This is a genomic window from Pseudomonas artemisiae, assembly GCF_057128685.1.
Genome location: NZ_JBSKHS010000001.1, coordinates 306,153 through 332,599, shown reverse-complemented (window position 1 = coordinate 332,599; position 26,447 = coordinate 306,153). Strand labels below are relative to the sequence as shown.

25 protein-coding genes are annotated in these 26,447 nt (G+C 60.2%); 13 read left to right on the top strand and 12 right to left on the bottom strand.

Features of this window, described 5'->3' with window-relative positions; genetic code table 11:
* Positions 1-81: 81 nt before the first annotated feature.
* The 3 genes from ACWKV4_RS01495 (at position 82) to yjiA (ending at position 3,430) form a co-directional block, all read left to right on the top strand.
* Positions 82-2,148, top strand: coding sequence for a carbon starvation CstA family protein (locus ACWKV4_RS01495; RefSeq protein ID WP_483830356.1), 2,067 nt, complete (start codon positions 82-84; stop codon positions 2,146-2,148).
* Positions 2,149-2,161: 13 nt separating this feature from the next.
* Entirely contained in the window at positions 2,162-2,362 is a 201-nt protein-coding gene (locus tag ACWKV4_RS01490; RefSeq protein WP_483830355.1) for a YbdD/YjiX family protein, read from the top strand.
* Between the two features lie 90 nt (positions 2,363-2,452).
* A complete protein-coding gene (yjiA, locus tag ACWKV4_RS01485) occupies positions 2,453-3,430 on the top strand; it encodes a GTPase (RefSeq protein WP_483830354.1) in 978 nt (325 codons plus the stop codon).
* On the opposite strand, the gene ACWKV4_RS01480 is transcribed toward yjiA, so the two are convergent.
* The 4 genes from ACWKV4_RS01480 to ACWKV4_RS01465 form a co-directional block, all read right to left on the bottom strand.
* Complete coding sequence (locus tag ACWKV4_RS01480) at positions 3,431-3,991, bottom strand: hypothetical protein (protein WP_483830353.1); 561 nt, start codon at positions 3,989-3,991, stop codon at positions 3,431-3,433.
* A gap of 137 nt (positions 3,992-4,128) precedes the next feature.
* Positions 4,129-4,719 (bottom strand): hypothetical protein, encoded by a 591-nt coding sequence (locus ACWKV4_RS01475; RefSeq protein WP_483830352.1) that lies wholly within the window; start codon positions 4,717-4,719, stop codon positions 4,129-4,131.
* Between the two features lie 170 nt (positions 4,720-4,889).
* Positions 4,890-6,143, bottom strand: coding sequence for a serine hydroxymethyltransferase (gene glyA, locus ACWKV4_RS01470; protein WP_483830351.1), 1,254 nt, complete (start codon positions 6,141-6,143; stop codon positions 4,890-4,892).
* A gap of 135 nt (positions 6,144-6,278) precedes the next feature.
* Positions 6,279-10,082: a sensor domain-containing protein gene (locus tag ACWKV4_RS01465; RefSeq protein ID WP_483830350.1), complete on the bottom strand. Its 3,804-nt coding sequence runs from the start codon at positions 10,080-10,082 to the stop codon at positions 6,279-6,281.
* Between the two features lie 243 nt (positions 10,083-10,325).
* Here ACWKV4_RS01465 and ettA point away from each other — a divergent pair, with 243 nt between their 5' ends.
* Positions 10,326-11,990 carry an energy-dependent translational throttle protein EttA gene (ettA, locus tag ACWKV4_RS01460; protein WP_483830349.1) on the top strand — a complete coding sequence of 555 codons (1,665 nt, stop codon included), beginning with the start codon at positions 10,326-10,328 and terminating at the stop codon, positions 11,988-11,990.
* Between the two features lie 119 nt (positions 11,991-12,109).
* On the opposite strand, the gene ACWKV4_RS01455 is transcribed toward ettA, so the two are convergent.
* From ACWKV4_RS01455 to ACWKV4_RS01440, 4 genes are all read right to left on the bottom strand, one after another.
* Positions 12,110-12,610, bottom strand: coding sequence for a GreA/GreB family elongation factor (locus tag ACWKV4_RS01455; protein ID WP_483830348.1), 501 nt, complete (start codon positions 12,608-12,610; stop codon positions 12,110-12,112).
* Positions 12,611-12,694: 84 nt separating this feature from the next.
* Positions 12,695-13,051, bottom strand: a complete 357-nt coding sequence (locus ACWKV4_RS01450) for a hypothetical protein (protein ID WP_483830347.1) — start codon at positions 13,049-13,051, stop codon at positions 12,695-12,697.
* A 110-nt stretch (positions 13,052-13,161) separates the two neighbouring features.
* A complete protein-coding gene (locus ACWKV4_RS01445; RefSeq protein WP_483830567.1) occupies positions 13,162-15,015 on the bottom strand; it encodes an Lnb N-terminal periplasmic domain-containing protein in 1,854 nt (617 codons plus the stop codon).
* A gap of 108 nt (positions 15,016-15,123) precedes the next feature.
* Complete coding sequence (locus ACWKV4_RS01440; protein ID WP_483830346.1) at positions 15,124-15,612, bottom strand: DUF3015 domain-containing protein; 489 nt, start codon at positions 15,610-15,612, stop codon at positions 15,124-15,126.
* Positions 15,613-15,847: 235 nt separating this feature from the next.
* On the opposite strand from ACWKV4_RS01440, the gene ACWKV4_RS01435 reads away from it, so the two are divergent.
* From ACWKV4_RS01435 to bamJ, 4 genes are all read left to right on the top strand, one after another.
* Positions 15,848-18,289 (top strand): Lon protease family protein, encoded by a 2,442-nt coding sequence (locus ACWKV4_RS01435; RefSeq protein ID WP_483830345.1) that lies wholly within the window; start codon positions 15,848-15,850, stop codon positions 18,287-18,289.
* A gap of 89 nt (positions 18,290-18,378) precedes the next feature.
* Positions 18,379-18,711: a PA4575 family protein gene (locus ACWKV4_RS01430; RefSeq protein ID WP_483830344.1), complete on the top strand. Its 333-nt coding sequence runs from the start codon at positions 18,379-18,381 to the stop codon at positions 18,709-18,711.
* 118 nt (positions 18,712-18,829) lie between these two features.
* On the top strand, positions 18,830-19,318 hold the full coding sequence (locus tag ACWKV4_RS01425; RefSeq protein ID WP_483830343.1) for a TIGR00645 family protein: 489 nt from the start codon (positions 18,830-18,832) through the stop codon (positions 19,316-19,318).
* Positions 19,319-19,381: 63 nt separating this feature from the next.
* Positions 19,382-19,999, top strand: a complete 618-nt coding sequence (bamJ, locus tag ACWKV4_RS01420; protein WP_483830342.1) for a BamJ family beta-barrel-assembly machinery protein — start codon at positions 19,382-19,384, stop codon at positions 19,997-19,999.
* A 165-nt stretch (positions 20,000-20,164) separates the two neighbouring features.
* On the opposite strand, the gene ACWKV4_RS01415 is transcribed toward bamJ, so the two are convergent.
* The 3 genes from ACWKV4_RS01415 to ACWKV4_RS01405 form a co-directional block, all read right to left on the bottom strand.
* On the bottom strand, positions 20,165-20,407 hold the full coding sequence (locus ACWKV4_RS01415; protein WP_483830341.1) for a PA4570 family protein: 243 nt from the start codon (positions 20,405-20,407) through the stop codon (positions 20,165-20,167).
* A gap of 75 nt (positions 20,408-20,482) precedes the next feature.
* On the bottom strand, positions 20,483-20,821 hold the full coding sequence (locus ACWKV4_RS01410) for a zinc ribbon domain-containing protein YjdM (RefSeq protein ID WP_483830340.1): 339 nt from the start codon (positions 20,819-20,821) through the stop codon (positions 20,483-20,485).
* Between the two features lie 89 nt (positions 20,822-20,910).
* Complete coding sequence (locus ACWKV4_RS01405) at positions 20,911-21,879, bottom strand: polyprenyl synthetase family protein (protein ID WP_483830339.1); 969 nt, start codon at positions 21,877-21,879, stop codon at positions 20,911-20,913.
* A 307-nt stretch (positions 21,880-22,186) separates the two neighbouring features.
* On the opposite strand from ACWKV4_RS01405, the gene rplU reads away from it, so the two are divergent.
* From rplU to ACWKV4_RS01380, 5 genes are all read left to right on the top strand, one after another.
* Positions 22,187-22,498 carry a 50S ribosomal protein L21 gene (rplU, locus tag ACWKV4_RS01400; protein WP_483830338.1) on the top strand — a complete coding sequence of 104 codons (312 nt, stop codon included), beginning with the start codon at positions 22,187-22,189 and terminating at the stop codon, positions 22,496-22,498.
* Between the two features lie 36 nt (positions 22,499-22,534).
* Positions 22,535-22,792, top strand: coding sequence for a 50S ribosomal protein L27 (gene rpmA / locus ACWKV4_RS01395; RefSeq protein ID WP_483830337.1), 258 nt, complete (start codon positions 22,535-22,537; stop codon positions 22,790-22,792).
* Positions 22,793-22,984: 192 nt separating this feature from the next.
* A complete protein-coding gene (cgtA, locus tag ACWKV4_RS01390) occupies positions 22,985-24,202 on the top strand; it encodes an Obg family GTPase CgtA (RefSeq protein WP_483830336.1) in 1,218 nt (405 codons plus the stop codon).
* Between the two features lie 110 nt (positions 24,203-24,312).
* On the top strand, positions 24,313-25,431 hold the full coding sequence (gene proB, locus ACWKV4_RS01385) for a glutamate 5-kinase (RefSeq protein ID WP_483830335.1): 1,119 nt from the start codon (positions 24,313-24,315) through the stop codon (positions 25,429-25,431).
* A gap of 8 nt (positions 25,432-25,439) precedes the next feature.
* The gene (locus ACWKV4_RS01380) at positions 25,440-25,901 is read left to right on the top strand and encodes a CreA family protein (RefSeq protein WP_483830334.1); all 462 of its coding nucleotides are present in this window, start codon (positions 25,440-25,442) and stop codon (positions 25,899-25,901) included.
* Between the two features lie 201 nt (positions 25,902-26,102).
* Here the strand turns inward: ACWKV4_RS01380 and rpsT are convergent, their stop codons facing one another.
* Positions 26,103-26,381 (bottom strand): 30S ribosomal protein S20, encoded by a 279-nt coding sequence (gene rpsT, locus ACWKV4_RS01375; protein ID WP_483830333.1) that lies wholly within the window; start codon positions 26,379-26,381, stop codon positions 26,103-26,105.
* Between the last annotated feature and the right edge of the window lie 66 nt (positions 26,382-26,447).

Genomic DNA, 26,447 nt, shown 5'->3' with positions numbered 1-26,447 from the left:
TCGCAGTTGGGGGTGTGTTCAGCAAAAACTGTGGCTAGACTGGCACCGGGCTTTCCGTTCCCACATGCTGGAATAAACAATATGAAAAACAATAATAGCCTGGCCCGCCACTTACCGTGGCTCGTGGTGGCAGTCATTGGTGCTTGGGCACTCGGGGTGGTGGCCCTGCGCCGCGGTGAAACCATCAACGCCCTGTGGATCGTCGTGGCCGCGGTCGCGATCTACCTGGTAGCTTACCGTTACTACAGCTTGTTCATCGCAGAAAAGGTCATGCGGCTTGATCCGCGCCGGGCTACCCCGGCGGTGCTCAACAACGATGGCCTGGATTACGTTCCTACCAATAAACACATCCTGTTTGGGCATCACTTCGCGGCTATTGCGGGCGCTGGCCCCTTGGTAGGCCCCGTGCTGGCCGCGCAAATGGGTTACTTGCCCGGCACCCTGTGGCTGATCGCAGGCGTGGTGCTGGCTGGCGCGGTGCAGGACTTTATGGTGCTGTTCCTGTCCACCCGGCGCAATGGTCGCTCGCTGGGCGACATGGTGCGCGAGGAAATGGGCCGGGTGCCTGGCACCATCGCCTTGTTCGGTTGCTTCCTGATCATGATCATCATTTTGGCGGTGTTGGCGCTGATTGTGGTCAAGGCCTTGGCCGAAAGCCCGTGGGGCGTCTTTACCGTGATGGCGACCATCCCCATCGCTGTATTCATGGGCGTATACATGCGGTTTATCCGCCCTGGCCGGATCGGTGAGATTTCGCTGATCGGCGTAGTGTTGCTGCTGGCGTCCATCTGGGGCGGTGGGCAGGTCGCCGCTGACCCGGTATGGGCCAAAGCCTTCACCTTCAGCGGTGTGCAGATCACCTGGATGTTAATCGTGTATGGCTTCGTTGCCGCCGTGATGCCGGTGTGGCTGATTCTGGCCCCGCGCGATTACCTGTCTACCTTCCTGAAGATCGGCACCATCATCGCGTTGGCCATCGGCATTCTGGTAACCATGCCCGAGCTGAAAATGCCAGCCCTCACCCAGTTCGTGGATGGGACCGGGCCGGTGTGGAAGGGCGCGTTGTTCCCCTTTTTGTTTATCACCATCGCGTGTGGCGCGGTGTCTGGCTTTCATTCGCTGATTGCGTCGGGCACCACGCCCAAGTTGTTGGATAACGAAGTCAACGCCCGTTATATCGGCTATGGCGCCATGCTGATGGAGTCCTTCGTAGCCATCATGGCCATGGTTGCCGCTTCGGTCATCGAGCCAGGTGTGTACTTCGCGATGAACAGCCCCGCGGCAGTGGTGGGCGGTGATGTGAACGCCGTGGCGGCCGCGGTGAGCAGTTGGGGCTTTGCGGTGTCTCCAGAGATGTTGCAGGCAGTGGCCCACGACATCGGCGAGAACACCATCCTGGCCCGGGCCGGCGGCGCGCCAACCCTGGCGGTAGGTATCGCGCAGATCCTGCACACCGTACTGCCGGGTGAGAACACCATGGCGTTTTGGTACCACTTCGCGATCCTGTTCGAGGCGCTGTTTATTCTTACGGCCGTGGATGCCGGTACCCGTGCAGGCCGCTTCATGCTGCAAGACCTGCTCGGCAGCTTCGTGCCTTCCCTGAAGCGCACGGAGTCCTGGGGCGCCAATATGATTGGTACCGGTGGCTGCGTGGCGTTGTGGGGTTACTTGCTCTATCAGGGCGTAATTGACCCACTGGGCGGTATCAATACCCTATGGCCGCTGTTCGGTATCTCCAACCAGATGCTAGCCGGTATCGCCCTGATGCTAGGCACCGTGGTACTGCTGAAAATGAAGCGCCAACGGTATATCTGGGTCACCCTGGTACCTGCCATATGGTTGCTGATCTGCACCACGGCCGCAGGCTTCATTAAGTTGTTCGATCCAAACCCGGCGGTAGGCTTCCTGGCCCTGGCCAGAAAGTACAGCGACGCACTGGCCTCGGGCCAGGTGCTGGCGCCGGCCAAGAACATCGACCAGATGCAGCACGTGATCTTCAATGCTTACACCAACGCAACCCTGACCCTTTTGTTCCTGTTCGTGGTGTTCGCAGTGCTGCTGTTCGCGTTCAAAACCGGTTATGCCGCGCTCGGCAAGCGTGAACGCACCGATAAGGAAGCGCCATTTCAGGCGGTTTCAGGTACTTAGGGAGCGCTGAACGATGTTCAATGACCTGAACCGACTGGGCAAATACCTTGGGCAGGCGGCACGCCTGATGGTAGGCATGCCGGACTACGATAACTACGTGGAGCACATGCGCGTTAACCATCCCGAGCAGCCGGTAATGGACTACGAAGCGTTCTTCCGGGAACGCCAAGAGGCTCGCTACGGCGGCGGCAAAGGCTCGCCCCGCTGTTGCTAGGCGGTTAGCGTTGTCTCGTTCCCGGGCCTTGCCCGGGAATGACCCCTTCGGCGATGGGCAATGTGTACACCCAACCTCTAGAGGCATCCCTTGCCAGATATTTCCCCTATTCCCGTTACCATCCTTAGCGGCTTTCTCGGCGCGGGCAAAACCACGCTGCTGCGTTACCTGCTTCAGGCTGAGCATGGCCTGAAGCTGGCTGTTATTGAAAATGAGTTCAGCGAGGCTGGCATCGATAGCGAGCTGTTAGGCGTTGAGCCAGTGGAGATCGTGACCCTGTCCAATGGCTGCGTGTGTTGCAGTGTACACACCGACCTGACCAAGGCGTTGTTCCTGCTGCTGGAGCGTATAGACGCTGGGCAGATCGTTTTTGATCGGCTGGTGATCGAATGCACCGGCCTGGCCGACCCCGCGCCTGTGGCGCAAACCTTCTTTATAGAAGAAGAGCTGCGAGACCGTTATGTGCTCGACGGCATCGTGACGCTGGTGGATGCTTTCCATGCCCATGAGCACTTGAAGCAGACTATCGCCCAGGCGCAGGTGGGGTTTGCCGATCGCCTGCTGGTGAGCAAAACCGACCTGGTTGAACCGCAGGCGTTCAATGCCCTGAGCGAGCGCTTGGCCCGTATCAACAACCGCGCGCCCATCCGAGTGGTGGACCATGGGGAAATCGACCTGGCGGAGCTGCTGGACATTCGTGGGTTCAACCTCAATACGGATCTTGGCGCAGGCTTTATCCGCCGCGCGCCAGTGATCGGGCAAGGCAGCGACCGTATTCGTAGTTTTGTTTTGCGCACCAGCGCGCCCCTGGATATTGATCGCCTGAGCGAGTTTATGAATGAGTTGCTAGAAGCCCATGGCCGTCAGTTGCTGCGTTACAAAGGCGTACTGAGCATCGCTGGCGAACCGCGCACCTTGGTCTTTCAAGGGGTACTCAAGCTCTACGGCTTTGACTGGGATCGGGAATGGCAGGCCGGCGAGTCCCGAGAGAGTGTGCTGGTGTTTATCGGTGATGACTTGCCGGAAACGACCATCAGCGAGCGATTCCGGCAAATGGCGGCACAGTGATCACAGCTCCTCAGGCGAACTGACCCAAGGCACGTTGCGCTCCAACAGCCTCAGTACCCACAGCTGGGTATTCCCTGCCTTGGCGGCCAGGTATTCGAACGGGCTGTTGGGCCTGCGGCTTCGGCCAACAATTTTGCCGTTATAAGCCAGGCCAGCCAGGTTCGTATCCGTGATCAGGTCTGTATAGCTGGCGGGGTCACCGTTGGGTTTGAGCAGGGTGAAGGTACTGGCGGCGCGTACGGAGGAGGGCAGCAGCCCAAGGTACACGTCGTCGTACGTCACTACTGCCTTACCAAAGTGCTCGCCAGGCTCTCGCACATAAAGGCGGTAGCCGTTGGTTGTATGACGAAAATACAGTGCAATGGCTTTGTCGGTCGCTCCTGGCTGACAGCTGAGCATGGGTGAGTCGTTGCGGATGGTCCCTACCAGGTGAGGCACGGTGACGGGTAAACCAAGCCAGTTCACCCAGGCGGGTTTGCCTATCAAGGTGTTGAGGGCATTGACCGGCTGGGTGCCAAACCAGAGCGTGGCGATAAAAGACTGTTGTCGGTGAGTGAGCATGCTGCACGTCCTTGTACGCAGCAGTGCCGGGGTGGCACTGGAAGCCGCACCATAGACAAACCCCAAGGGCGAGCACAGCGGACAGCCCTTCCTTGGCAGCCGCTGAAAAGCCCAGCGCAGTGCTGGGCTCACCTCCCTCAGCCAAGCCAGTCGGCTTCGCGCTCCACCAGGTTCACCTCAAGCGTTACCGGCTGGGCGCCAGGCGCCGCGGCGAGGTAACCGCCACGGGCATGGATGCCGAACAGAGCCACGGGCGCGCCGCTGGAGGCAAGCATCAGACGGGCTTTGAAGGTGTTCTCGCTGTTGTCGAAAAGGTCCAGCGGCAGGCTGGTATCAGCCTCCACCAGGCGCCACAGGGAGGGGTCTTTGGTGGTAATGGCCTGTGCTTCCAACAGGCCGGGTGCGGTACTGAATACACCCTGGCCGAATTGAGCACCACTGCGCACATAGAGGCGGTAGCACCCGCCGGTAGGGCGGAAATACAGCAGCACCGGAGCTGCCTCGATGACATGAAAGTCCACAAGCCCTACCTCTCGTTCATGGGCCCAGGCCTCATCGGGCCCGCTGAGGGTGCCTAGCGCCTGAGAGGCGTTGATCACAGGTTCAGGCGAAGGGGCGCCACTAGGGCTGGCTACCCACACCTCGCGGTCGGCGGCTTCTTGAAGAAAGGTGATGGGCTCGCCATCGAAGGACAGGGTGGCGGTAAAAGAGCGGGCTTTATCTGACATAGTGAAGGCTCCTGATCGCGGTATGGCGCAAGGCCAAGGGGTTCGCCAATGGGTTCGGCGAGCGCAGGATAGGTGCAGGTTACTGATGGTCTTCAGCAGGAAAGGTTTCGCGTTGGCGAGGTATCACGGATGGTATAAGGCCCAGGTCCGGGCCTTATACTGGAGAGGTATTACTTGCCGTATACCGGTAGGCGAGCGCAGATGGCTTGAACCTTACCACGCACGTCGTTGATAACGGCTTCGTTGTTCAGGTCGGCCAGGATGTCGCATATCCAGCCAGCCAGCGCGCGGCAATCGGCTTCGTTGAAGCCACGGGTGGTGACGGCTGGGGTACCGAAACGCAGGCCAGAGGTCACGAACGGAGAGCGTGGGTCGTTGGGTACTGAGTTCTTGTTGACGGTAATGTGAGCGCGACCCAGGGCGGCGTCCGCATCCTTACCAGAGATGTCCTGCTTGATCAGAGACAGCAGGAACAGGTGGTTCTCAGTACCGCCAGAGACTACATCAAAGCCACGCTCGATAAACACGCTGGCCATCGCCTGAGCATTTTTGACCACCTGCTGCTGGTAGGTCTTGAACTCAGGCTGCAGCGCTTCCTTGAAACATACGGCCTTGGCGGCAATCACATGCTCCAGCGGGCCACCCTGGGCCCCTGGGAACACGGCCGAGTTGAGCTTCTTCTCGATGTCGGCGTTGGCGCGGGCCAGGATCAAACCGCCACGTGGGCCGCGCAGGGTTTTATGGGTGGTGGTGGTGACCACGTCGGCGAAAGGCACCGGGTTAGGGTACACGCCAGCGGCTACCAGGCCTGCCACATGGGCCATGTCCACGAACAGGTAAGCGCCCACTTTGTCTGCGATTTCACGGAAGCGAGCAAAGTCCAGTTTTTGGGAGTAGGCGGAGAAGCCGGCCACGACCATTTTCGGCTTGTGCTCTACAGCCAGGCGCTCGACTTCGTCGTAGTCGATCAAGCCGTTGGCGTCGATGCCGTACTGCACGGCGTTGTACAGCTTGCCCGAAGAAGATACCGAGGCGCCATGGGTCAAGTGGCCGCCGTGGGCCAGGCTCATGCCCAGGATGGTATCGCCCGCTTGCAGCAGGGCCAGGTACACCGCCGAGTTGGCCTGGGAGCCGGCATGGGGCTGCACGTTGGCGTAGTCGGCACCGAACAGCGCTTTAGCGCGATCGATGGCCAACTGCTCGACCACGTCCACGAACTCGCAGCCGCCGTAGTAACGCTTGCCTGGATAGCCTTCGGCGTACTTGTTGGTCAGCACCGAGCCCTGGGCTTCCATCACCGCCGGGCTGGTGTAGTTCTCGGAGGCGATCAGCTCGATGTGATCTTCCTGACGCACGGCTTCCTGCTCCATGGCGGCGAAGAGGTCGGCGTCGAACTTGGCAAGGGTCAAATCACGGCTGAACATGGCGGTCCTCAAGGATCGGCAGAGAGAAAGCCGCCATTCTACCGCCTTCAAAGGCAGCTACAAGCGCCAAGCGTCAAGCGTCAAGCCCAAACGCGACAGGCCGTTAACTTGCAGCTTGCCCAAAGGCGCCGCGCTTTAATCAAACATAAACAAGGCATCGTTGCTAAATTGCGCCGCGAAGCGGTTGGCCTGCATTGGCCGGCCGAACAGGTAACCCTGCACTTCGTCACAGCCGTGCTCCCTGAGGAAGGCTAACTGCTCATAGGTTTCCACGCCTTCGGCGATCACCGAAAGGTTCAAGCTATGGGCCATGGCGATGATTGCCCTGGCAATCTGTGCGTCCTGTTCGCCCTCGGGCAGGCCGTCAACAAAGGTACGGTCGATTTTCAGCACGTCGATGGGAAACTGCTTGAGGTAGTTGAGCGAAGAGTACCCCGTACCGAAGTCGTCCACCGCAATGCTCAAACCCAGCTGTTTAAGGCCGTCGAGAATGTGCATGGTTTCGTCCACTTCGCGCATCAGGATGCTTTCGGTCAGCTCCAGCTCCAGGCAGGCCGGGGGCACGCCGGACTCTTGCAGAATACTGGCGATGCGCTTGCCCAGCTGGCCATCGGAGAATTGTCGGGCCGAGAGGTTCACCGACACCTTGGGTACGCGCACGCGGGCCTGGTGCCACGCTTTGAGCTGGCGGCAGGCTTCGGCCAGCACCCAATCACCGATCTCCACCACCAGCCCTAGCTCTTCCAGCACCGGGATAAAGTCCCCGGGCGGCACCAGGCCACGACGCGGATGTTGCCAGCGCAGCAGGGCCTCGGCCCCGGTCAGGCGTTTGCCGTCCCCGCTGAGCTGAGGCTGGTAATAGAGCATGAACTCTTTTTGTTCCAACGCATGACGAAGGTCGCTTTCGAGCTCCAGACGCTCCAGCGCACTGGCGTTCATGTCGGCCTGATAGAACTGGAAGTTGTTCTTGCCACGCTCCTTGGCATGGTACATGGCCGTATCGGCGTTTTTCATCAACTGGCTCAGCTCGCTGCCATCCTGGGGGCTGAGGGCAATGCCAATGCTGGCGGTCACGAAAAACTCGCGGTTTTCCAGCACAAAAGGCGCGTGCAGGTTGCCCAATATCTGCTCAGCCACATGGATCGCCCGCGTTAGCGCGGCCTCACGGCTGCCTCTGGGTTGCAGCAACAGGGTGAACTCATCGCCCCCCATGCGCGCCACGGTGTCGTCATCGTCCACGCACGCCAGCAGCCGCATGGCCATGTCCTTGAGCATGCGATCACCGGCGGCATGGCCGAGGGAATCGTTGATGGGTTTGAAACGGTCCAGGTCCAGGAACATCAACACGACCCAGGCCTTTTGCCGTTCGGCCTGCTGCAAGGCGGTAAACAAGCGGTCCTGGAACAGGGTGCGGTTAGGCAAATGGGTGAGGGCGTCGTAATAGGCCAGGCGGTGAATACGTTGCTCGCTGGCCTTGCGCTCGCTGATATCGCTGAAGAAGCACACGTAACTGGCCAGGTCGCCGTCTTCATCGAGTACGGCAGTGATGCCTACCCAGGCCGGATAGTGCTCACCGTTACGCCGTTTAAGATGAATCTCGCCTTCCCAGCTCCCCTGCAGGTTCAGTTGTTTTACCACGTAATCAAGGTGAGCTTCCTGCTGATTGTTAACGGTCAGCAGCGACGGCAACTGGTCCAATACGTCAGCCGCCGCGTAGCCGGTGACTCGAGTAAAGGTTTCGTTGACCTGCACGATGTAACCGGCCGGGTCGGTGATCAGAATGGCGGAGGTAGAGTGCTGGAACACCGTAGCGGCCATGCGCAGGTCTTTTTCCGCCCGCCGTTGCTGGCTAACGTCGCGGCCTACGCCAAGCAGGCCTTCGAAATTATCGTGTTCGTCCCAGATCAGCACCAGACGCAGTTCGATAGGGATCGTACGGCCGTCGGCGCAGAGGCAGTCCAACATGAAGCTCTGGCTCTTGACCTGATCACGCAGCCGCGCCAATGAAGCGGGAGCGTCCATCGCTGTACGCACCTGGGCCAAGAACGCCTCTATGGCCGCGATTTGGCTAGGCGTGGTGATGGTAGACTGCCAGCCATTAGTGAATAGGGCTGGCACGCTAAAGCCGAGCATGTTCTGCACGGACGGGCTGATGTAATTGAGCTTCAAGCTGCTGTCGGTGGAAAAGATCACATCGCTAATGCTTTCGGCCAGCAGACGGTAGCGCTGCTCGCTATCACGCAGTGACTGGCTGGCTTCGGCCTGCTCGGTGATGTCCTTGGCCACCCCGATGATCCGCGTCACTTGACCGTCGGCCTCTTGGGTGAGGGTCTGCTCGCGAAGTTCGAAACGGCGCCAATTGCCATCGCGGTGGCGGAAGCGCACTTGACAGAGCATTGGGCCCACATAACCGGTGTCGCGCTGGTACTGGCGAAGGGCGAGGTATTGCTGGCCGTCCACTGGATGCATCAAGGCTTCCCAGAACTGCTCGCCCAACTCGTCCACTTCTTGCTGGGTGTAGCCCAGGGTCAGGCCCAGATTGTGGTTGCTGTAGATAACCCGACGCACCAACACGTCACCCACGTAGAGATGATCAGGCACCGTCATGACCACATCCGACCAGAAGCGCTCCCGCTCGGCCAGCGACAGTTCCGCTTGCTTGCGCTGGGTCACGTCGTTGAGGCTGAGCACTACCTCATCCACGTCACCGTCATCGGGCATACGAATCTGGCCCCACAGGTGACGCGGCCCTTCGGAGGTGTCGAGGGTGAACTCCAGTTCCACCATGCCAGGCACCAACAGCGCTTCGATCAGCTTATGAGGGAGGATGTCGCTTTCCAGCCCGTGCTGGTCGATCAATCGCACCCATACGGCATGGGCGTCGGCCACCTGTAGCAAATCCAGGGCTACATGGTTCGCCTCGGTCAGTCGCATGGCCTGGCGCAGCCCGGCCTGGTCCGCAAGGGTGGCGGGCCAGCGCTGGATGTCTTCGGCCCGCTGTACCTGGGCCTGCGTTAGCCGCTGGCGTAATTCGCGCAGATCGAATACGCACAACCCTACGCCAGCGCCTTGGAAGATGTCTTGGTAGCGCCGACGCTGTGCCTGGGCGTCGCGCTGGCGGCGGCGCAGGTCTCGCAGCACCCCTATTGGCAGCAGGGCGCAGGCCAGCCCCAAGGCAAGTTTGCTCAATAGCCCGGGCAGCAGCGGCAAGCGTGCCTGCCTGGGGTCGAACAACGCTTGTAGTTGCCAGTCACTCCCTTCTAAGGCATGGCTGTCGATGATCAGGCTTTGCTCATGCGGGGAGGGCGGCTCCACCGCAGCGGCTGGCGCGCCAAGGCGGGGGTCCCGGTCCAGCACTTGGCCATGGCTATCGGTCAGTAACCACTGAGGCCAGCCATATGCCTCAAGCCCCGTGGTGAGCGCGTCATACACCGACGGCGCGAAGCGCAGCAGTATGTGGCCCGCGCCGCGCGGATCGCGTAGCAACAGCCAAACCTGTTGCTCGCCTGGGCCTCGGGCATACCTGTAACGGGCGGTACCCGCCTGTTGCACCAAGGCTTCCAGGCTCGAAGACAGTTCTGGATCGAAAGCCTGGCCGGCAAGCGGGCGGCCCTCGGCATCCAGCTCCAGCCTAGCGAGCAGGTAGGCTTGGCTGGGGCTTTGGGTATCTAAGGTAGCAAGCAACAGGTCACTAATGTTGCGCTCGGCAAACAATGCCATATTGAGTTGCAAGCGGCTGGCCAGGCTGGCGCTGTGATCCAGCGCATTACTGCGCTGTTCGGCTTGATTGCGCTGATATTCGTTCAGCACCTGCCAGGTCAGCAGTGCGATCAGTAGCAGCGACAGCACAGCCAACGCGCTTTTCAGGGGGCCAGAGAAACCTCTGCCCGGCACGGAAGTGCGGCGAGGCACGGGCGATGAGTGATCGAGATGGCTCAAGACTGAAATCCTGCGGGGTGGCCTGTTGCCGTTCGTGGCGCCACGCGTACTCGGTGAGGCGTAAGCGCCTGATGATAGCAGGCACATGCCTGCTTGGCAGGCTAGCATGAACCGCGCCCTGGCACTGTGCTAGTACCCAGCCCCGGAAGTTTGCCCTCCATCACGCATTCCGGTAGCTTTGGCCGCTTCCCAGCGCGCTTTTATTGCCCCGCGCGCCATCATCGTGAGCAGTCAGGTTTACCCATGGCCCAATATGTTTACACCATGCATCGGCTCAGCAAGGTTGTGCCACCGAAGCGTGAAATCCTCAAGAATATTTCCCTGTCGTTTTTCCCTGGCGCCAAGATTGGCGTGCTGGGCCTGAACGGCTCGGGTAAGTCCACCTTGCTGCGGATCATGGCCGGTGTCGACAAGGAGTTCGACGGCGAAGCCCGGCCCATGCCAGAGCTCAACGTCGGCTACCTGCCCCAGGAGCCGCAGCTGGACCCGGCCAAGAACGTTAGAGAGGTGGTGGAAGAAGCGGTTTCGGCCATCAAGGACGCCCAGGCGCGCCTGGATGAAGTCTATGCGGCCTACGCCGAGCCCGACGCGGACTTCGACAAGCTGGCCGCCGAACAAGCCAAGCTAGAGTCCATTTTGCAGGCTTCCGACGGCCATAACCTGGAGCGCCAGCTAGAGGTAGCCGCCGATGCGCTGCGCCTGCCGCCATGGGAGGCCCGTATCGAGCACTTGTCCGGTGGTGAAAAGCGTCGCGTGGCCTTGTGCCGGCTGTTGCTGTCGGCACCCGACATGCTGCTGCTCGACGAGCCCACCAACCATCTGGATGCCGATTCTGTTGCCTGGCTGGAGCGCTTCCTGCACGACTTTCAGGGCACCGTGGTCGCCATCACCCACGACCGTTACTTCCTGGATAACGTGGCTGGCTGGATTCTCGAACTCGACCGGGGACAGGGCATTCCTTACGAGGGCAACTACTCTGGCTGGCTGGAAGCGAAGTCTGATCGCTTGGCCCAGGAGTCCAAACAGCAGTCGGCCCATGAAAAAGCCTTGAAAGAGGAACTTGAATGGGTGCGCAAGGGCGCCAAGGCTCGACAGTCCAAATCCAAGGCCCGCCTGCAGCGCTTCGAGGAACTGCAATCGCAGGAATTCCAGAAGCGTAGTGAAACCAACGAGATCTACATCCCGGTTGGCCCGCGCCTGGGCGATAAAGTGATCGAGTTCAAGAACGTCACCAAAAGCTACGGCGACCGGGTGTTGATCGACAACCTGTCGTTCACTATGCCCAAGGGCGCGATCGTGGGCGTGATCGGCGGTAACGGCGCGGGTAAATCCACGCTGTTCCGCATGATCATGGGTAAGGAGCAGCCTGATTCCGGCGAGATCGAGATCGGCGAAACCGTGCAGTTGGCCTGTGTGGACCAAAGCCGCGAAGACCTTGATGGCGCCAAATCGGTGTTCCAGCAGATTTCCGATGGCTCTGACCAGATCCGCATTGGCAACTACGAGGTTCCTTCACGCACCTACGTAGGGCGGTTCAACTTCAAGGGTGGCGATCAGCAAAAGTTCGTCAAAGACCTCTCCGGTGGTGAGCGCGGGCGCTTACACCTGGCGTTGACCCTTAAAGAAGGCGGCAACGTGCTGTTGCTCGACGAACCCTCCAACGACCTTGACGTAGAAACCCTGCGTTCGCTGGAAGAGGCCCTGCTGGACTTCCCTGGCGCGGCCATCGTGATCTCCCACGATCGGTGGTTCCTTGACCGTGTGGCTACGCACATCCTGGCGTATGAGGACGACTCGCAGATTATCTTCTTCGAAGGTAACTATACCGAGTACGAAGCTGACCGTAAGAAGCGCCTGGGTGAGGCCGCCGCGCAACCGCATAGGGTGAAGTACCGTAAGTTGGCGTAAACCCTTATACGCCAACTTCGTTGGCTCCTACAGAGGGTTAGCGAATGCGGTTCCCGCGCAGCCGCATGGGATGAAGCTGATGTAGGGGCCAACGCCAGTTGGCGAATGCGGTCTAGCGCTTAAGCAGGCGTGGCGGAAATCGCCAAAATTTCCAGGGCCAGGTCGCCTGCCGGGCGGCGCCAGATAACCTCGTCGCCAACCCGCGCGCCCATCAACGCACCGCCCAGTGGTGAGGCCCAGTTGATCAGGCCTACGCCTACGTCGGCTTGGTCCTCGCCCACCAGGCACACTTGGTGGTGCACATCCTGCTCATCGGCATAGCTGACCCAACTGCCGATCTGCACGACTTCGGTTTCCGTCACGGGGGCCACGACCTTGGCGCTGTGCAAACGCTGATTGAAATAGCGCAGGTCGCGCTCTAGGTCTGCCAAGGCCTGGCGGTCGGCGCGGTCACCCAGCGCGCTTTGCTCGATATGCAGCGAACGCAACTCGTCAGCGCGCGCCCGAAGTTGGACCATCCCCGACTCCGTCACATAGTTAGGGTTTGAACTCACCTGTCGCTCCACCGGTTGGCTGGCCTGGGCGGCGGCTTGATCTTCGTTTACAAATGCGCGGCTCATGCTGCGGTCTCCCCTTATCGTCCATTCTCGTGAGTTAGGCAGCGATGACCCTGCGGGAGTTTCCCAAAGCACGAGCAAGGGGGGTTATCGACCGCGATAAGCCTTTGCTTTGCCATTGTTTATGTCCCGCTGCCAGTCCCGATCGCGATCGTTGACGACTTTGTCGTGCAGGTCCTGCTGCTCTTGGCTGGCCAGCGTGGCCTGGCACTGGCGAAAGCCATCGTCCCAGCCGCTGGAGTAGAGCTTGTCGCTCAGATAGCGGGTCACGTTCTTGGTGAAGGCACCTGTGATAGACCCCGCTGCGCCACGCCCGCTGCCACAGCCGTCCTGATAGCCGTCGGCGAAGGCTGGGGGGTAGCCTTGCTGTAGCAACTGCTCGTGAGTGTTCTGACAACCCGTTACAACCAGAACGCCAACCACCACACACCAGCGGATGTTCATGTCCGATACCTCGAGCATCGGGCCCATTGCCCGGCATAGGTATAAGTTTAGGTGCTATTTTGTGGAGCGGCTGTCAAATGTCGATGATGGCTGTGTTAGTGGTAGCAGTGTTAGTAGTGGTACCACTTCACCTCTAGCATCACCTCGTTGATGGGGCCTGCCAGGTGGCTGAAATCCCGTTGAGCGCTTAGCCGCAACCCTAGGTTAGGGCTCAATTCCCATTGCTGGTTCAGGCTCAGTTGCCGCCGGGCCTCGCCATTGGTGAAGTAATCGCCGCGGGCTTCCAGGCGCAGGTTGCCCAACCCATTGCGCCACAACAATCCGGTGTCGTAGCCCAGCGCTGGCGCGGCAAAGGCTGCGAAATCATTATTGTGCTCCACCCGTGCGGTACCCATGACAAAGCCCAGCAGTTCTGGGGCCAACTGCCAGGTGCCGCCCATGCCGCCATTGATGTGCGACACCAGCACCGCGTCGCCATGTTTACCCGGCACCCGTTCCAGGCCCCCAGTCACTTGCCAGGACCAGGGCTTGAGCAGGGCGCTACGCGGTGATAGCGAGCGGATGGTCGCCAGGTTCAATTGCTGCAGCTGCCAGTTGCCTCCTTCGTACTGGCGTACTTTTAGCCCACCGATTTCGATCTGCGCGCCCAAGGGGAAGCCATAAGCATTGTCGTTAAGGTCGTGGTACGCCATGCGCAGGCCGTATTCGGCGAAGGCGCGATCATCCCGGTTGCCCAGGCCCACTTCCCAGGTACGGGAGGGGTGGCCTTCTTCTGGCAGGCCAGGTTTTTCCACCTGCAGTGCAGGCGGTGGGTTCCGGTTGATGGCCTGCAGCAAGGCGAAGTTGCGCTGGCTGCGTTCGGCATCCCGTGCCTGGCCATTGGCCCGGTAGCGATCAAGGCGGTACGCGGTGTCTAGAACCAGCGCCTGGCGGTCGCGAGGCAGGGCGGAAAACTCAGGGGCGCCTACGGGGTTGGCGGCACTGGCGGCACGGTCGGCCAGGGCTTGTTCCTGGGCCGTTAGCGGTTCTGCCCGGGCCTGCAGTTCCCGTTCACGAGAGGGCCGGTAGTCGATTTCCTTTACCAGCCCAGCGGCTTTCACCGCCTTGACCGTGTCCGTGGGGATAGCGGCCAGGGGGAACTGCTCGGTCAGTTGCAAGCCAGGGCGCGCTACTTGTAGCAACTCCAGCAGACGGTACGAGCAGTTTTCATCGAAAAAGTAATAGTCGAAACGGATTTGCTGCAGCTCCCACACGTGCTCGACCAGGCGCCCGGTTTCTTCGGGGCTCAGGCTCAGGTGGTATTCCCACAGGTCGCGATTCTCCAGGCTACGGTACTCGGCCAGCTTTTGCTGGTAGGGCACCAGGGAGAACAGCCCGGGGTAGCCGCCGGCCAGGCCTTTCCAGGCGTAAAGCATGCTGTTGTCGCTGCCCTCTACATAAGCACCGAAATTGATCGCATAGCTAAGCAGGGCGGTTTGATCGGCCTGGGTATCTGCCTGGTCGATTCGCAGCAATGTATGTCCAAACATGGAAGAAGGGCTATTGAGGTAGGCGGCGGGAAATACCAGCACTGCCGAGTGGGGTGATATATCGCCATACCAGCGTTCAAAGGCCGGGCACTGCACACTGGGTAAATCCGTCAGGTTCAGGGCCTGACGTAGCCAGCGGGTACGGGCGGGAAATACACATTGAGCGTGGCGGTCGCCCAGGCTGGCCGGGGCATAGAGCGCCTGTACAGTGGCGGCCAGTTCGTGCTCGGGCTGGTAACGACCATCGGCGGCGAGGAAGAACCGCGCATCGTCCACATAGCTGTGCCAGCCGCTTAATCGCTTGTGTTCATAGTGCCCCAAGGCAATCCAGTTCGGGTCGCGGGCCAAGCGTTCGAGGTTGGCCGGGGCCGTAAGCGCAGCCGCATCGAAAGAGGTACAGGCCAACAAGGCCAGCCACAGCAAGCGGGTCAGCATCCATTCCATCCGGGCACGATTGCGAGAGGCCCACCCCAGAAAGGGGTGGGAGGTATTACCAAGCGGTGGCCAAAACGGCGTAGCGCTAAGGCCTATGCTTGCCGGACCTTACGCCTGGGCGGCGTATTTTGCCAGGCGCGGATCGTTTTTCAGCACGTTCAGGGTGTTGGTATGCACGTCTTCGGCGGTCACGTCGGCGGTTTTGAAGATGTCGCCGAAGTGCTGGTGGGTCACGCTGGAGAAGTAAGCGCGGTCTTCAGGCGTTACGCCCAATACCACGGCATAGGTGGTCAGCGCTTCGCCGTTACCTTTGGCCATGTCTTCGGAGAGCTCGTCCATCATGCCGTTCATGGCAATCCAGGACTTGCCGCCGTAGGTCAGCGCGCCATTGGTGGTGCAGCCGTTGGTTCCCGAGGTCATGCCGAAGGTGGCGTTACCCGAGGTGCCGTTGGTGGTGGAAGCCAGGAAGTGCGCCGGGGTGCCGCGCTGGCCTTCGAACAGCATGTTGCCCCAACCACAGTCCGGGCCACCAGGGGCCTGGGCGAAAGCCTGGAGGGAGGCGACGGTGAACAGGGAGCCAAGCAGAATCCGTTTCATAGCATTGTTCTCGCATGTCGATCAAAATGGCCTGGGGCCCTGCCGAGCACCAGGTGCGAGCCCGCCATGGGGCTGGGCGCGCACTTTGGAGTTTAGGCGCAGTTCGCGGTTCCGTTGGCGTGACCTTGATATTTAAGTAAACAGCCTTACACCCTCCTGCCGGGCTGGCCGTTCTTGCCAGCCACGCCCCGCCAGCGCGAGAATGCTCCATGGTCTGTCATTCAAAGGAAGCCCGATGCCCGATTCCGCCGCTGCTCGCTTACGTCTCGCCCCTGAAGCCCTGGCCCGGCCCTTTACCGCAGAGCAGTTTCGCTTCGCCAGCACCGAAGACATCGAGCCGTTCCGTGGGGTGCTAGGGCAGGAGCGCGCGGTCGAGGCGCTGCAGTTCGGCGTTGCCATGCCGCGCCCCGGCTACAACGTGTTCGTGATGGGGGAGCCAGGGACCGGGCGTTTCTCTTTTGCCAAGCGCTACCTCAAGACCGAAGCCAAGCGTCTGCAAACGCCCAACGACTGGGTGTACGTGAACAACTTCGATGAGCCTCGCAATCCTCGGGCGCTGGAAATGCCGCCGGGCAGCGCGGGGGCGTTCATCAGTGACATAGGCGCGTTGATCGACAACCTGTTGGCTACGTTCCCCGCGGCCTTCGAGCACCCTTCGTATCAGCAGAAAAAAAGCGCCATCGACCGCGCTTTCAATCAGCGCTATGACCGGGCCCTGGATGTCATCGAACGCGCGTCGCTGGAGAAGGGCATTGCCCTGTACCGTGACAGCAGCAATATCGCCTTCACCCCCATGCTTGAAGGCAAGGCTCTGGACGAGGCTGAATTCGCCCAGTTGCCCGAAGAAGAGCGCGAACGCTTCCACAGTGATATCTCGGAGCTTGAAGAGCGCCTCAACGAAGAGCTGGCCAGCTTGCCGCAGTGGAAGCGTGAGTCAAGCAACCAGCTGCGCCAGCTCAACGAAGAAACCATCACCATCGCCTTGCAACCCTTGCTGGGGCCCCTGTCTGAGCGCTACTCGGAATTTGCCGGGGTATGTGCCTACCTGCAGGCCATGCAAGTGCATTTGCTGCGCACTGTGGTTGAGCAATTGGTCGATGATCCCAAGCCGGACGCCATTGCCCGCAAAATGCTTGAAGAACAATACGCGCCGAACCTGGTGATTGGCCATCACGCCAGTGGGGGGGCGCCCGTGGTCTTCGAACCGCACCCTACCTACGACAACCTGTTTGGGCGTATTGAGTACAGCACCGATCAAGGCGCGCTTTACACTAACTACCGGCAGTTGCGGCCAGGTGCGTTGCACCAGGCCAACGGCGGCTTCCTGATCTTGGAAGCCGATAAAATGCTCGGCGAGCCCTTTGTGTGGGATGCGCTCAAGCGCTCGTTGCAGTCGCGCCGGCTGAAAATGGAATCGCCCTTGGGCGAGTACGGTCGCCTGGCCACGGTGACCTTGGCGCCGGAGATGATCCCGCTGAATGTAAAAGTGGTGATCATTGGTTCGCGGCAGCTGTATTACGCCTTGCAAGACCACGATCCGGATTTCCAAGAGATGTTCCGGGTACTGGTGGACTTCGACGAAGACATTCCCATGGATGGCGACAGCCTGGAGCAATTCGCCCAGTTACTCAAAACCCGTACTTCGGAAGAGGGCATGGCGCCCCTGAGCGCCGATGCCGTCGCGCGCCTGGCCACCTACAGCGCACGCCTGGCCGAACACCAGGGGCGGCTGTCGGCCAAGATCGGTGATTTGTTCCAGTTGGTGAGCGAGGCGGACTTTATCCGCCAGGTCGCGGGGGACCCTATCACCGACGCCGGCCATATCGAGCGCGCGCTCAAGGCCAAAGCCACCCGTACCGGTCGGGTATCGGCGCGAATTCTCGACGACATGCTCGCCGGTATCGTGCTGATCGACACCACGGGCGCGGCGGTGGGCAAATGCAATGGCCTGACCGTGCTGGCGGTGGGGGATTCGGCCTTTGGCGTGGCGGCGCGCATCTCGGCCACGGTGTATCCGGGCAGCAGCGGCATCGTGGACATTGAGCGCGAGGTTAACCTGGGCCAGCCTATTCACTCCAAGGGGGTGATGATTCTCACAGGTTACCTGGGTAGCCGTTACGCCCAAGAGTTTCCTCTGGCGATCTCCGCCAGCATCGCCTTGGAGCAATCCTATGGCTACGTCGATGGTGACAGCGCCTCGCTAGGTGAAGCCTGCACTTTGATTTCGGCGCTGTCTCGTAAACCCCTCAAACAATGTTTTGCCATTACCGGGTCCATTAATCAGTTCGGTGAGGTGCAAGCGGTAGGTGGGGTGAACGAGAAGATCGAAGGCTTCTTCCGCCTGTGTGAGGCTCGCGGCCTGACCGGGGAGCAGGGTGCGATCATCCCCAAGGCCAACGTGGCCACTTTGATGCTGGATGAGCGGGTGGTCCAGGCAGTGCGCGAGGGCAGGTTCCATGTGTACGCGGTAAGCCAGGCCGATGAAGCCCTTAGCCTGCTGGTGGGCGAGGAGGCCGGAGCCCCTGATGCCGAGGGCAATTTCCCAGAAAGTAGCGTCAATGCCCTGGTGGTGGACCGGTTGCGTGCCATTGCCGAAGTGATCAGCGAAGAAGAACTGCGGGACGCTGAGCGCGAGCACAAAGTTGAAGCGTTGGCCGAGGTAAAGCCCTGTTCTTAGGCGACCACTCGGCGCTCACACGGCTGAGTGGTGAAATTTTCAGGCCCTGCGCGGTCACAGGAGAATCAACCCGCGCAGAGACCTTTCCCATGGCTCACTCGCTCAGCCTTACCCGTCAGTGCCTAGGCCTTGAAACCCGTATCGAATGCATGATCCGCCCGGTAGCCGGTAATGTTGGGCACTGGACGCTGCTGTTCGCAGCTGGGATGGCCGGGGAGCAACCTTCCGCCGTAAAGGCCCAAGGGCCGTTTCACGGCTCCCAGGCGGCGGAAGCCGTGTTAGGCGCCATTGTCGACAGCCTGACCCTTCATGGTTACCAACTCCAACACGACCCGCAGATCTGGGATATCCACTTGCATGGGCAACTGCGCAAGGTCAACGCGGAGCGGGGCCGCCAGTTGGGGCGCAGTTCAAACGTGTAGGAGCTGGCAAAGCCAGCGAACCCAACCTGTAGGCCCCAGCATTCCGGCCAGCGGCTTCGCTGAGCCGCGCCGACATTGCTATACTCCCGGCCGTTTGTCTGGCCACCTGTGAGTTGCAATGGAACGTTTGATTGAAAGAAGCATGTACGCCTCCCGCTGGCTGCTTGCCCCCATTTACCTTGGCTTGTCCCTGGGGTTGCTGGCCCTGGCCCTGAAATTTTTCGAAGAAATCTTCCACGTTATTCCCAACGTGTTCGTGTTGGCCGAATCCGAGCTGATTCTGGTGCTGCTGTCGCTGATCGACATGGCGCTGGTAGGCGGCTTGTTGGTGATGGTGATGATTTCGGGTTACGAGAACTTCGTCTCTCAGCTAGACATCGACGAGGGTGCCGAGAAGCTCAGCTGGCTGGGCAAGATGGACTCTTCCTCGCTGAAGATGAAAGTAGCGGCGTCCATTGTGGCGATTTCCTCGATTCACTTGCTGCGGGTGTTTATGGATGCTCAGAACATCCAAGCCGAACACCTGATGTGGTACGTGATCATCCATATGACGTTCGTGATTTCCGCGTTTGCCATGGGCTACCTCGACAAGCTCACCAAGCATTGATGTGCTAGGCTGCACCCCTTTTTGGCCTGGGCCGGTCTACCGGCCCCTCGACGGAGCAGCGTAATGTCCGAACTCAACCTTTCTACTGACGAGACTCGCGTCAGCTATGGCATTGGCCGCCAGTTGGGCGATCAGATCCGTGACAATCCACCGCCTGGCGTAAGCCTCGATGCGTTGATCGCAGGTCTCACCGATGCCTTCCAGGGTAACGCCAGCCGCGTGGGCCCTGAAGAGCTCAACAATGCGTTCCGTGCCATTCGTGAAGTCATGCAAGCCGAAGCTCAGGTCAAGGCAGAAGCCGCGGCGGGCGAGGGCACGGCCTTCCTGGTTGAGAACGCCAAGCGCGAAGGCGTGACCACGCTCGCCTCTGGCCTGCAATTCGAGGTGATCAACGCAGGTAGCGGCGAAAAGCCAACCCGTGAAAGCACCGTGCGCACCCATTACCACGGCACGCTGATCGATGGCACCGTGTTCGACAGCTCCTACGATCGTGGCCAGCCCGCGGAATTTCCCGTAGGCGGCGTGATTGCTGGCTGGACCGAGGCCCTGCAACTCATGGGTACCGGCAGCAAGTGGCGTTTGTACGTACCAAGCGAACTGGCCTACGGCGCTCAGGGTGTAGGTTCGATCCCGCCGCACAGCGTGCTGGTGTTCGACGTGGAGTTGCTGGAAATTCTGTAATTGCTCATGTGATTCTTATCGCCCTCGCACGAGCGGAATTATTGTAGGAGCCAGCAGAGCTGGCGAACAGTACGTCATTAGTTGCCTGTGCCGTCTCTTCGCGAGCTTGCGCTCGCTCCTACAACAGGAAGCAGTGACCATGACAGCCTTGCCGATGCCTACCCCTCAATGCAGCTCCCCAACTGGGCGCAATGCACGGGCATAGCAGAACAAAAACAGGTTGCGGACCAATTCCTTCTGCACCTGCGGCTCGATTGAATTGAGCCCTTCGAAGGTTAGCTCTCCTTGCTCACGCAATTCGTCCAGCGCGTCCTCGTGAAGCACCGCGCATACCTCACCGGTTTCTCGATGAAGGATGCGCAAGTAGGGGTGGGTGCGGTCCAGCCAAGCGTCGATAAGGTAGGTCACGATTATTCTCCTTGATGGTGTTCATTGAGAATAATTCGTATTCGCAAAATTGCAAAGGTTTATGGTGCCCGGTCGTCAGGCCTTGCGCACGAACTCTGACTTCAACTTCATGGCGCCGATGCCATCGATCTTGCAGTCGATATCGTGATCCCCATCACACAGGCGAATATTGCGCACTTTGGTGCCCACCTTGACCACCAGCGACGTGCCCTTGACCTTCAGGTCCTTGATGACCGTCACGCTGTCTCCGTCCTGAAGGGTATTGCCCACTGAGTCCTTCACTACCGTCGCTGCGTCGTCCGCGGTGGCAGCGGCCCCTGGAGCCCATTCATGGGCGCACTCGGGGCAGACCAACTGGCCGGCATCTTCGTAGACGTATTGCGAACCGCATTGGGGGCACGGAGGTAGGGACATAAGAGGCTCCTTGGAAGTGGAAACGAACGCGGCCGCTCTGCGCAGTGCTGGTTGTGCACGGGGAGAGCGGCTGCGCTACAGCGGTAACGTCAGTAGGTGCGAGCGACGGCGAACTGGCTCAGTTCGATCAGGCCGTCACGGTAGTCGCTAGGCGCAAGGGCATCCAGGCAGGCAATGGCGCGGCCGGCAAACCCCTGGGCCATCTGCGCGGTGTAGGCCAGGGCCCCGGAAGCCTCGACGGCCTCGCGAATTCGCTCCAGGTCTTCGATGCCGCCTTTTTGGATGGCTTGGCGTACCAGGGCAGCTTGCTCTGAAGTGCCTTCGCGCATGGTGTAGATCAAGGGCAGGGTAGGTTTGCCTTCAGCCAGGTCGTCGCCTACGTTTTTGCCTAGGGTTTGCGCATCGCCTTTATAGTCGAGTAGGTCATCCACCAGTTGGAAGGCTACGCCCAGGTGGTCGCCGAACTGACGCAACGCCTGCCGCACCTGATCGCTGGCGCCGGCCAGGGCCGCCGCGCTGTGGGTCGAGGCTTCGAAGAGCATGGCGGTTTTGCCACGGATGACTTCCATGTAGGTTTCTTCGGTGGTGCTGGCGTCGCGCACCTTGGACAACTGCAGCACTTCGCCTTCGGCGATGATGCGAGTGGCCTGGGAGAGGATTTGCATCACGGGCATCGAGCCTAGCTCGACCATCATTTCGAAGGAGCGTGAATAAAGGAAGTCCCCCACCAGCACACTGGGGGCATTGCCCCACATGGCATTGGCGGTGGAGCGGCCACGGCGCATGCCGGACATGTCCACTACGTCATCGTGAAGCAGGGTAGCGGTGTGCAGGAATTCGATGGTTGCGGCCAATAGCCGCAGCTTGTCGCCTTCGTAGCCAAGTGCCTTGCCCGTCAACAGTACCAGCAGTGGGCGAAGGCGCTTGCCACCCGCGGAGGTGATATAGTCGCCGATCTTGGAGACCAGCGGCACGCGCGAGGTCAGCTGCTGCTTGATGATCTCGTCGACGGCGGTGAAGTCTTCCGCCACCACGCGATAAAAGGCTTGGGGTTGCATCAGCGGCTAGCGCTCCATAAAGGTTGCGCGGCATGCTAGGTGGCAGGTCCCGGCCTGTCAAGGCAAAGGCCCCGCGCCACGCGGCTCCAAGGGTAATGGCAGGGGGCGCGAAGGTACCTGCCCCCTTGCACGACAGGCCTTGGTTGCGTACAATCGCGCACCCTGAACTTCCTGGGCATCACCTGCCTTACGCAATTGCAGATTGGGCTTCCGTAAGGGGCCGTAGGGTTCCCCACCCGCTGCAGCCATGCCAGCCACTACTTCTTTCTATAAAGCGCTGGGTGAGCAGGATTAACGGAGAAATACCATGTACGCAGTAATCGTTACCGGTGGCAAGCAATACAAGGTCGCCGAAGGTGAATACCTGAAGATCGAAAAACTGGAAGTTGCCACTGGCGAATCCGTAACCTTCGATCGCGTTCTCTTGGTCGCCAATGGCGATGACGTGAACATCGGCGCGCCCGTCGTGGCAGGTGCCAAAGTGGTTGCTGAAGTCGTAGCGCAAGGCCGTCACGATAAAATTCGCATCATCAAGTTCCGTCGTCGTAAGCACCACATGAAGCGCATGGGCCACCGCCAGTGGTTCACCGAGATCAAAATCACCGGTATCCAGGCCTGATTCCTAGCCTGATCCGCACATTGGAGTATTGAACTCATGGCACACAAAAAAGCTGGTGGTAGTACCCGTAACGGTCGCGATTCCGAAAGTAAACGCCTTGGCGTGAAAATGTTCGGCGGCCAGGTCATCAAGGCTGGCAACATCATCGTGCGTCAGCGCGGCACCCAGTTCCACGCTGGCTACGGCGTTGGCATCGGCAAGGACCACACCCTCTTCGCTAAAGTCGAAGGCGTGGTGAAGTTCGAAGTCAAAGGTGCTTTCGGTCGTCGTTACGTTAGCGTTATCGCGGCCTGATCGCGATTCCGCTGAAAAGCCCTGTCTCGCGACGGGGCTTTTTTGTTTGTAGTGAGTCTCTTGCAAAGCTGTCTGCTTGGGCTCCAGCGCTGTTTAACACAGGTGTGGATTGGGGCGCTGCGCTCATTTTTGCAAGAGCCTTATGTTCCCTGGCTTATACGGCTCGCCCCCTAAGGCGAGAGGCATGTTTTTATGAAGTTTGTTGATGAAGTATCCATCCGCGTAAAAGCGGGCGATGGCGGCAACGGTTGCATGAGCTTCCGCCGCGAAAAGTTTATCGAGAACGGTGGCCCTAACGGCGGTGATGGGGGTGACGGCGGCTCCGTGTACATGGTGGCCGACGAGAACCTCAATACCCTGGTGGACTACCGCTACACGCGGCACTTCGATGCCCAGCGTGGCGAGAACGGCGGCAGCACCGATTGCACCGGGGCCAAGGGTGAAGACCTGGTACTGCGTGTGCCGGTTGGCACTACCGTGATCGACGCCGGTACCCAAGAAGTGATCGGTGACCTGGTCAAGGCCGGCCAGCGGCTGATGGTGGCCCAGGGCGGCTGGCACGGCCTTGGCAACACCCGTTTCAAATCCAGTACCAATCGCGCGCCGCGCCAGACAACCCCTGGCAAGCCGGGCGACCAGCGTGACTTGAAGCTGGAGATGAAAGTGCTGGCCGATGTGGGCCTGCTGGGCTTGCCGAACGCGGGTAAAAGTACCTTCATTCGGTCGGTGTCCGCGGCCAAGCCTAAAGTGGCGGATTATCCCTTCACCACCCTGGTGCCTAACTTGGGCGTGGTAAGCGTGGACCGTTGGAAGAGCTTCGTAGTCGCCGACATTCCTGGGCTGATCGAGGGCGCTTCGGATGGCGCTGGCCTGGGTATTCGTTTCCTCAAGCACCTGGCGCGTACTCGCTTACTGTTGCACCTGGTGGACATGGCGCCCTTCGATGGCACCAGCGCGGCCGATGCCGCCGAGGTCATCGTTAACGAGCTGGTGAAGTTCAGCCCTTCTCTGGCCGAGCGTGACCGCTGGCTGGTGCTGAACAAGTGCGACAATCTGCTCGAAGAAGAGCACGATGCCGCGGTCAAGGAAGTGGTCGATCGCCTGGAGTGGGAAGGCCCGGTGTATGTGATTTCTGCCCTGGCCAAGGAAGGTACCGAGCGCCTGAGCCGTGACATCATGCGCTACCTGGAGCTGCGCGCCGAGCGCCTGGCCGAAGACCCAGCCTTCGCCGAGGAGGCCGCCGAACTGGACCAGCGTATTGAAGATGAGGCCCGTGCTCAGCTGCAGGCCCTGGACGATCAGCGCGCCTTGCGCCGCAGCGGCGTGAAGAGTGTTCACGACATCGGTGACGATGACGATTGGGACGAAGAAGACGAAGACGGCCCGGAAATCATTTACGTGCGCGATTAAAAGGTTGCAGTACACTGGGGCGCCCCGGTTGGTATGGCAGGCACTGCTTCCATACTGGCCGGGGCGTTGTTGTTCATGGGGTTTTCAGGAAAGCAGGCAAGGATTCAATCATGCGGAGCAAGGTGACGGGGGCGCAGCGCTGGGTTGTCAAAATTGGCAGCGCGCTGCTCACCGCCGACGGCAAAGGCCTAGACCGGGCGGCCATGGCGGTGTGGGTCGAACAGATGGTGGCCTTGCACGAAGCGGGCGTGGAATTGGTGCTGGTGTCCTCGGGCGCCGTAGCTGCTGGCATGAGCCGCCTGGGTTGGGCTCAGCGCCCCACGGCCATGCACGAGTTGCAGGCCGCCGCGGCCATCGGCCAGATGGGGTTGGTGCAGGCGTGGGAATCGAGTTTCGCGCTACACGATCGGCGCACTGCCCAAGTGCTTCTGACCCATGATGACCTCTCCGACCGCAAGCGTTACCTCAACGCCCGCAGCACTTTGCGCGCCTTGGTAGAGCTGGGTGTAATCCCGGTGATCAACGAAAACGACACCGTGGTGACCGACGAAATCCGTTTCGGGGATAACGACACCTTGGCGGCCCTGGTGGCGAACTTGGTGGAAGCCGACCTGTTGGTGATCCTTACCGATCGCGATGGCATGTTCGACGCCGACCCTCGCGCCCACCCTGATGCTCAGCTGATTAGTGAGGCCCGTGCCGACGACCCGTCACTGGATGCCATCGCTGGCGGAACTGGCGGTGCCCTGGGGCGCGGCGGCATGCAGACTAAGCTGCGCGCCGCGCGCCTGGCCGCCCGCTCTGGCGCCCACACCATGATCGTCGGCGGGCGCATTGACCACGTGCTGGCCCGGCTCAAGGCTGGTGAACGCCTGGGTACCTTGCTATCCCCCGAGCGTGGGCTGCTAGCGGCGCGCAAACAATGGCTTGCTGGCCATCTACAAACCCGTGGCACCCTTGAGTTGGATGAGGGTGCTGTAAAAGCCTTGCGGGCAGACAGCAAGAGCTTGCTGCCGGTTGGCGTCAAAGCCGTGCAGGGCGCCTTCCGCCGCGGCGAGATGGTGGTCTGCCTGGCGCCGGATGGCGCTGAAGTGGCAAGAGGGCTTAGTAACTACAGCGCTGCGGAGGCCCAGAAAATCATTGGTCAGCCTTCCGATGCGATTCACGGCGTGTTGGGTTATATGGCTGAACCTGAGCTGATCCATCGCGATAACCTGATTCTGGTATGAGGTGGCTCATGAAAGCTTTTAGTAAAGCGCTGTTGGCGCTGGTATTCACCCCCTTGTTGGCACAGGCTGAGGCCATTGGCGAAGTGTCCACGGTGTTCAAGTTCGTGGGGCCCAACGACCGTATCGTGGTCGAAGCGTTCGACGATCCCAAGGTGGAGGGTGTGACGTGCTACCTGTCGCGAGCCAAGACCGGTGGCGTCAAAGGTGGGTTGGGCTTGGCCGAAGACCGCGCCGAGGCTTCCATTGCCTGCCGACAGGTAGGCGCCATACGTTTTGCCCAGCCGCTCAAGGACGGGGAAGAGGTATTCAAAGAGCGCACATCTCTAGTGTTCAAGACCATGCAGGTCGTGCGCTTCTTCGATGCCAAGCGCAATACCCTGGTGTACTTGGTGTACAGCGATCGCCTGATCGAAGGCAACCCACAAAACGCCGTCACGGCCATTCCGATTTTGCCCTGGCCAGTGCGGTAGGCCCAACACAGGCGTGGCGCACTGGCACGATTACTGGAGCCAGCAAAGCTGGCGAACAGTGCGTCATGGGTTGTCTATGTCGTCTCTTCGCGAGCTTATGCTCGCTCCTACAGGCGATAAAAGCCGTCGTAACAGGGCGGGACGTAGCGAAGGGCAACAAAAAACCGGCCACGAGGGCCGGTTTTTTATGAAGCGCGTTGCTTAGGCGGCAGCGGCGGTCTTCAGGGCCTTGATGTGGCCATTCAAGCGGCTCTTGTGGCGAGCGGCCTTGTTCTTGTGGATGATGCCTTTGTCGGCCATACGGTCGATTACAGGCACAGCCAGGGTGTAGGCGGTTTGGGCTTTCTCAGCGTCTTTGGTGTCGATCGCTTTGACTACGTTCTTGATGTAGGTACGAACCATCGAACGCAGGCTGGCGTTGTGGCTGCGACGCTTCTCAGCCTGTTTTGCACGTTTTTTGGCGGAAGGTGAGTTGGCCACCGTCGAGCTCCTCGAAAGACTTGGGTAATAGCAAACAAATAAGGCCGCGAATCATGCCGATGCGCG

Coding starts and splice junctions, on each gene's coding strand:
- ACWKV4_RS01495 (WP_483830356.1), top strand. CDS start 82: ATGAAAAACAATAATAGCCTGGCCCGCCACTTACCGTGGCTCGTGGTG.
- ACWKV4_RS01490 (WP_483830355.1), top strand. CDS start 2,162: ATGTTCAATGACCTGAACCGACTGGGCAAATACCTTGGGCAGGCGGCA.
- ACWKV4_RS01480 (WP_483830353.1), bottom strand. CDS start 3,991: ATGCTCACTCACCGACAACAGTCTTTTATCGCCACGCTCTGGTTTGGC.
- ACWKV4_RS01475 (WP_483830352.1), bottom strand. CDS start 4,719: ATGTCAGATAAAGCCCGCTCTTTTACCGCCACCCTGTCCTTCGATGGC.
- glyA (WP_483830351.1), bottom strand. CDS start 6,143: ATGTTCAGCCGTGATTTGACCCTTGCCAAGTTCGACGCCGACCTCTTC.
- ettA (WP_483830349.1), top strand. CDS start 10,326: ATGGCCCAATATGTTTACACCATGCATCGGCTCAGCAAGGTTGTGCCA.
- ACWKV4_RS01455 (WP_483830348.1), bottom strand. CDS start 12,610: ATGAGCCGCGCATTTGTAAACGAAGATCAAGCCGCCGCCCAGGCCAGC.
- ACWKV4_RS01450 (WP_483830347.1), bottom strand. CDS start 13,051: ATGAACATCCGCTGGTGTGTGGTGGTTGGCGTTCTGGTTGTAACGGGT.
- ACWKV4_RS01445 (WP_483830567.1), bottom strand. CDS start 15,015: ATGCTGACCCGCTTGCTGTGGCTGGCCTTGTTGGCCTGTACCTCTTTC.
- ACWKV4_RS01440 (WP_483830346.1), bottom strand. CDS start 15,612: ATGAAACGGATTCTGCTTGGCTCCCTGTTCACCGTCGCCTCCCTCCAG.
- ACWKV4_RS01435 (WP_483830345.1), top strand. CDS start 15,848: ATGCCCGATTCCGCCGCTGCTCGCTTACGTCTCGCCCCTGAAGCCCTG.
- ACWKV4_RS01430 (WP_483830344.1), top strand. CDS start 18,379: ATGGCTCACTCGCTCAGCCTTACCCGTCAGTGCCTAGGCCTTGAAACC.
- ACWKV4_RS01425 (WP_483830343.1), top strand. CDS start 18,830: ATGGAACGTTTGATTGAAAGAAGCATGTACGCCTCCCGCTGGCTGCTT.
- bamJ (WP_483830342.1), top strand. CDS start 19,382: ATGTCCGAACTCAACCTTTCTACTGACGAGACTCGCGTCAGCTATGGC.
- ACWKV4_RS01410 (WP_483830340.1), bottom strand. CDS start 20,821: ATGTCCCTACCTCCGTGCCCCCAATGCGGTTCGCAATACGTCTACGAA.
- ACWKV4_RS01405 (WP_483830339.1), bottom strand. CDS start 21,879: ATGCAACCCCAAGCCTTTTATCGCGTGGTGGCGGAAGACTTCACCGCC.
- rplU (WP_483830338.1), top strand. CDS start 22,187: ATGTACGCAGTAATCGTTACCGGTGGCAAGCAATACAAGGTCGCCGAA.
- rpmA (WP_483830337.1), top strand. CDS start 22,535: ATGGCACACAAAAAAGCTGGTGGTAGTACCCGTAACGGTCGCGATTCC.
- cgtA (WP_483830336.1), top strand. CDS start 22,985: ATGAAGTTTGTTGATGAAGTATCCATCCGCGTAAAAGCGGGCGATGGC.
- proB (WP_483830335.1), top strand. CDS start 24,313: ATGCGGAGCAAGGTGACGGGGGCGCAGCGCTGGGTTGTCAAAATTGGC.
- ACWKV4_RS01380 (WP_483830334.1), top strand. CDS start 25,440: ATGAAAGCTTTTAGTAAAGCGCTGTTGGCGCTGGTATTCACCCCCTTG.